7 protein-coding genes and 1 pseudogene are annotated in these 5263 nt (G+C 43.9%); 5 read left to right on the top strand and 3 right to left on the bottom strand.

Features of this window, described 5'->3' with window-relative positions; translation table 11 throughout:
* The first annotated feature begins 195 nt into the window (after positions 1-195).
* Positions 196-510: a hypothetical protein gene (locus AEA42_RS21410; protein WP_037414024.1), complete on the top strand. Its 315-nt coding sequence runs from the start codon at positions 196-198 to the stop codon at positions 508-510.
* A 6-nt stretch (positions 511-516) separates the two neighbouring features.
* Here the strand turns inward: AEA42_RS21410 and AEA42_RS21405 are convergent, their stop codons facing one another.
* Entirely contained in the window at positions 517-1026 is a 510-nt protein-coding gene (locus tag AEA42_RS21405; protein ID WP_037428645.1) for a DUF4240 domain-containing protein, read from the bottom strand.
* 123 nt (positions 1027-1149) lie between these two features.
* On the opposite strand from AEA42_RS21405, the gene AEA42_RS21400 reads away from it, so the two are divergent.
* From AEA42_RS21400 to AEA42_RS21385, 4 genes are all read left to right on the top strand, one after another.
* Positions 1150-1533, top strand: coding sequence for a hypothetical protein (locus AEA42_RS21400; RefSeq protein WP_055648789.1), 384 nt, complete (start codon positions 1150-1152; stop codon positions 1531-1533).
* 73 nt (positions 1534-1606) lie between these two features.
* Positions 1607-2404: a response regulator gene (locus tag AEA42_RS21395; protein WP_055648788.1), complete on the top strand. Its 798-nt coding sequence runs from the start codon at positions 1607-1609 to the stop codon at positions 2402-2404.
* 96 nt (positions 2405-2500) lie between these two features.
* Positions 2501-2824, top strand: coding sequence for an HU family DNA-binding protein (locus tag AEA42_RS21390; protein WP_219848070.1), 324 nt, complete (start codon positions 2501-2503; stop codon positions 2822-2824).
* 288 nt (positions 2825-3112) lie between these two features.
* Complete coding sequence (locus AEA42_RS21385; protein WP_037428649.1) at positions 3113-3805, top strand: TorF family putative porin; 693 nt, start codon at positions 3113-3115, stop codon at positions 3803-3805.
* 45 nt (positions 3806-3850) lie between these two features.
* Here AEA42_RS21385 and rimK read toward each other — a convergent pair whose 3' ends face one another.
* Positions 3851-4756, bottom strand: a complete 906-nt coding sequence (gene rimK, locus AEA42_RS21380; protein ID WP_037414013.1) for a 30S ribosomal protein S6--L-glutamate ligase — start codon at positions 4754-4756, stop codon at positions 3851-3853.
* A gap of 150 nt (positions 4757-4906) precedes the next feature.
* Positions 4907-5179 (bottom strand): annotated as a pseudogene (locus tag AEA42_RS21375) (EAL domain-containing protein); the annotation flags it as partial.
* Positions 5180-5263: the final 84 nt, after the last annotated feature.

Raw genomic sequence — 5263 nt, 5'->3', positions numbered from 1 at the left:
GGACTGTAGAAGCAGATATCCATCAGGGCCAGAGGGATCCCTCAATAACAGGCCGGATATATGGGTGCAATGAACTCTTCTCAAAATCGTTATCGAATGTCTTGCAAACCGGATGGGTCCATATATGCACGATGAAAGCCAAACGACGATTTAAAAACCAACCGAGTTCTGGTGATTTTAATTTGGAGTTTATCTATGAAGCTAAAAACGGCCCCCATACGCCATGCAGTGATAACAAAGTTTACCTTATGCACTCTGCTCACACTCAGCACACTGATCAGTTTATCTAGCCATGCTGCGACACTGACGGCCGAACAGCAACAAGCAGTAAAATCGCACTTCGATAAACTGGCTCAGTCACAGCAAGTTGCAGAGCAACGCCTAACTGAGCAGCTCGATCAAGAATTTACCCGCCAATTAGCACAGGAGGAGCATCAGTTCATGCGCCAAACGTGTACCCAATACGGCATGACCTTCGACGTTACCAGTAACGCATGTTTGCGCTCTTAGGGCGAATTAAAACGGAAAACGCGCACTAAGCTCAGGATATTGCTGTCTTAAGTCTTTGGGTTTAGTGCTAAATTTTTTGCCTACGGGAGTCGCTTTACCCGAAGGCATAAAAGGCAACTCTTTACCCGTTCGGTCTTCGTATAATTGCCCTGCAATAAGATCGTAATCTTCAATAAAGGGATAGGCATAACCATCCTTTTCTGGCCATGCAGTTAACTTCGCTAACGAATCAGGCTGGGCAATCACAGCCTCATAACTGGCTTGTCCAAGTGAAATCAGAAAAGCGCGAAATTCGGCAAAGGCATAATCAGAATCACACCCCGTAATGATATAAGCCGCCCCCCAAACCGACCATAAATAACTTCGGCGCATCTGTTGACCAAACAGCTTATCAAAGACTTTTAGCTCTTCATCACTCAGTTTACTCAGTTTCAGCTTTAATGCCTCAACCAAAGACTCTTGGGATTGCGCTGGTTCACTGCGGGTCACTAAGTCCCAAAATTCTACTTCTGTCATCACTTAACCTAATTTAATGCCCAAGCAAAGGCGTATTCTACATGATAATACGGTTATGCTGGACTCAGTTCGGGGCATTTCCTACACTTGCTCCACTTCACATTAGCCAGTAACCCTAACTTTATGCCTAAACGCCTAATCCTATTGATAACCCTTTATACTCTGTTTGCCATTGTTGCCCTGCTACGTGCGGTTGCCACGGGTTCATTCGATCTCTTTAGCTTAGGTGTATTGCCCGTGTTGTTTGGCATACTGACGCAAGCACCTTGGTCTAACTTAGTGCTCAAAATTTATATTGGATTACAAACCTTAGGCCTGTCAGCACTTGGGGTTACTGCCATTATCGCCTATCAGATTACACCTCAAGACGTTAAAGTGGTGGTAGAGGGTCATAACATCCCGATGTTACCGCTGGTGCTGTCTATCATTGCCCTGCTATTAGTACAGTATTGGATCGCATTTTCACGGGTAACCCGTGATTATTTAACTGCAAAATTGAAAGCTTGATTTAATGTGTTGCGAAGCAGTTATTTCTCGCCTAAGTTAACGCCTTTCTAAAAAAGCCCAATAGCTTGTGACTATGACTCATTTATCGCCTAACGAATTATCGATGCTTATTATTGAGCCATCGGAAACCCAGCGCCGCATTATCATCAAGCGCTTACAGCAAGAAGGCATTATTAGCATCGAAAATGCTGCCAATATTGAAGAGGCTAAAGGACTCATTGCTCGACACAAACCCGATCTCATTGCCAGTGCAATGCATTTTGAAGATGGAACAGCGACCGAGTTTTTGAACTACCTGCGCAGCAAAAGTGAATATAAAGATATTCAATTTATGCTGATCTCAAGTGAATGTCGCCGTGAACAATTGGAGATTTTCCGCCAGTCTGGCGTAGTCGCGATTCTGCCAAAACCTTTTAATGCCGAACACTTAGGCAAGGCGCTAAATGCGACCATCGATTTGCTCAGCCACGATGAACTCGACTTAAGCCACTTCGATGTGCACGATGTACGCGTGCTTGTGGTTGATGACAGTCGCATGGCACGTAATGTGATCAAGCGAACTATTGGTAATTTGGGGATAAAACTGATTACCGAAGCAGAAGATGGTGCGCAAGCCATTGAGTTAATGCGTCATAATATGTTTGATTTAATTATCACTGATTACAATATGCCCAGCGTTGATGGACTGGCATTAACGCAATTTATCCGCAATGAAAGTCAACAATCCCACGTGCCTATTTTAATGGTCTCGTCTGAGGCTAACGATACACATTTAAGTAATGTATCTCAGGCAGGGGTGAATGCCCTATGCGACAAGCCCTTCGAACCCAAATTGGTTAAGCAACTCTTATATCAGTTGCTCGAAGAATAAAACCTAAGTCACGAATGGCGCAAATACCCTCCAATTTTGTTACTTCGATGACACAAGCCCGCAGCAAAGAGCTTTCCAACGCTTTAACCTTGTGGCATGTTAGGCTCGCTGACTTACATAAATCTACGGAAAGAAGAGACAATAAAAATGAACAAAACTGAACTTATCGCCAAAATTGCAGAAAATGCCGATATCACCAAAGCTGAAGCAGCACGAGCATTGAAATCTTTCGAAGCGGCGATTACTGAATCAATGAAAAACGGTGACAAAATCTCTATCGTCGGATTTGGCTCCTTTGAAACAGCGACTCGTGCAGCTCGTACTGGTCGTAACCCACAAACGGGCAAAGAAATCCAGATCGCTGAAGCCACTGTGCCTAAGTTTAAAGCGGGTAAAACCTTGCGTGATAGTGTGAACTAATTCGCTCGACATTGATTTTATAAAACGCCTCCTCTGTGAGGCGTTTTTTTTCCCTCACGAAAGCATAAAAGATGATTTTTTGCACAAACACAGTGCGTCCACCGCTCCATTTTTGAGCGCTTTAAAACATTTAATTAACATAAATTATGTAACCAGTTGTTTTTAAAGATGTTCAAATAATGGCATGTGATTAGCAACTCCCTTATCAGAAAAAACCATGATGCACCAATGCCGCCGTATTTAAGTGGCATGAGTGAATCGATAAATAAGTCAATCGAGGGGATGAGTATGAGAAAATCACTGTACAGCGTTTTGGCATTATCGACGGGATTATTACTAACCACTAACGTCTTTGCGGCGGTATCCGGCAATATTGGCGGCACATCAAACTATCTATGGCGCGGAGTGACTCAAACCAATGATGCGGTGGCGATCCAAGGCGGTCTTGACTACAGTCATGACTCAGGATTTTATGCGGGTACGTGGGCATCAAATGTCGATTTTGGCAATGACACTAGCTACGAGTTAGACCTCTATGCTGGTTACGGTGGCAACATCACCGACGATCTCAGCTATGATTTTGGCTATCTCTATTATGCCTACCCCGATGCCGAAGGCAGCATCGATTTTGGTGAGCTCCACGGGGCTATTACCTGGAAGTGGGTCGAACTTAGTTATTCCCACGTGATCAATGCGGGTGATGACGTAGCGGCGGAACCACTCGATAACAAAGATATGAGTTATCTTGCCGCCACAGCATCTTTCCCTTTAACCGAGAAACTTAGCCTGTCATTCCACTATGGCTACTCCACAGGAGATGTGGTTGAAGCTTGGTTTGGTGAGGATAACTATGCCGATTACAACCTAACACTTAGTGCAGATACCAGCATGGGCACAGTCTCTTTTATGGTATCAGATACTGATCTGGCTGATGACGATGCTAAAATCGCTTTAGGTTATTCCTATAGTTTTGATTTATAAAATAAAGAACTAAGAAACACGCCGCGTTAATCGCGGCGTATTTTATTAAGCGATCACCGCCCGATTCGACTTACGCGCTAACACCATTTTCTCAATATATTCCACAATAGGCTCAGTTACCGAAATACCCGTAGTTTGCTCAATACCTTCGATACCAGGAGCTGAGTTAACCTCAAGGATCAACGGGCCACGATTCGAACGTAAAATATCCACGCCTGCAACGACTAATCCCATCGCTTTAACAGCGGCAACGGCCATCTTGCGCTCTTCTGGCGTAATTTTCACTTTTTCACCACAGCCGCCTAAGTGTAAGTTTGAACGAAAATCGCCCTCTGGCCCCTGACGCTTCATCGAGGCCACCACTTTATCACCCACCACAAAACAGCGAATATCACTGCCATTGGACTCTTGAATATACTCTTGCACCAAAATATTGGCTTTGAGCCCTAAAAAGGCTTCAATCACGCTCTCAGCGGCGGTTTTCGTTTCCGCTAATACCACCCCAATCCCCTGCGTACCTTCGAGTAACTTGATCACTAAAGGAGCACCGCCCACCATATTAATGAGATCAGGAATATCATTGGGTTTATTGGCAAATCCAGTGATAGGCATACCAATGCCTTTGCGTGAAAGTAATTGCAGAGCACGTAACTTATCCCGCGAGCGTGCTATCGAAATTGAATCGTTGGCAGCAAATACACCCATCATTTCAAACTGGCGCACCACTGCGCAGCCATAAAAGGTCACACTGGCATGAATACGCGGAATAATGGCATCAAACCCTGTTAATTCTTCTCCCTGATAATGAATGCTAGGTTTAACGGAATTAATATTCATGTAGCAATTCAAGGTATTAATCACCACAGCTTCATGACCACGGCTTTCGCAGGCGGCCACTAAACGTCGGGTGGAATACAATTCTGGAAACTGAGATAAAATACCGATTTTCATTACTAAATGACCAAATTAAACACAGTGATTGAAGCTCTGAGCACATTGCATCAGAAAGGGGCGCTGATATTTGTCTATTGCTCAGTGTAAAGCAAGAAAATATTCCTCACCAGACGAAAACCTAAGCCTTAGTCAAACGTAAGATAATCTTCACAATTTAGTGACTAACGGTGTAATGAACCTTGCTTCAAATTCGCTTGCCTCTAGAGGACGAGAAAAGAAGTATCCCTGTAATAGATTGCAGTGCCTTACTGTACAAAACTCCGCTTGCTCGAGGGTTTCAATTCCCTCGGCAACAGAGGTGACGTTAAAGCCATAGGCAAAGTTAAGCAACGCTGTGAGTAAACGAGTGTCCTTTTCGTCCTTATCGTAGGAAGCAATGGTAGTGTTCATAATTCTGTGTCATTTCAGTAAAATATTCAAAAACAGGAATGACACATGACCCAACCTTTTAACTTCGAACAAGCCCTTAAAGATCTGCAATCAGGTAAAAGCCTCACAGGTAAA

Origin of the sequence: Shewanella sp. Sh95 (assembly GCF_001308045.1) — a bacterium.
Taxonomy (GTDB): Bacteria; Pseudomonadota; Gammaproteobacteria; order Enterobacterales; family Shewanellaceae; genus Shewanella; species Shewanella xiamenensis.
The sequence above is the reverse complement of the archived record's forward strand: the minus strand, read 5'-3'. Positions and strand labels throughout refer to the sequence as shown.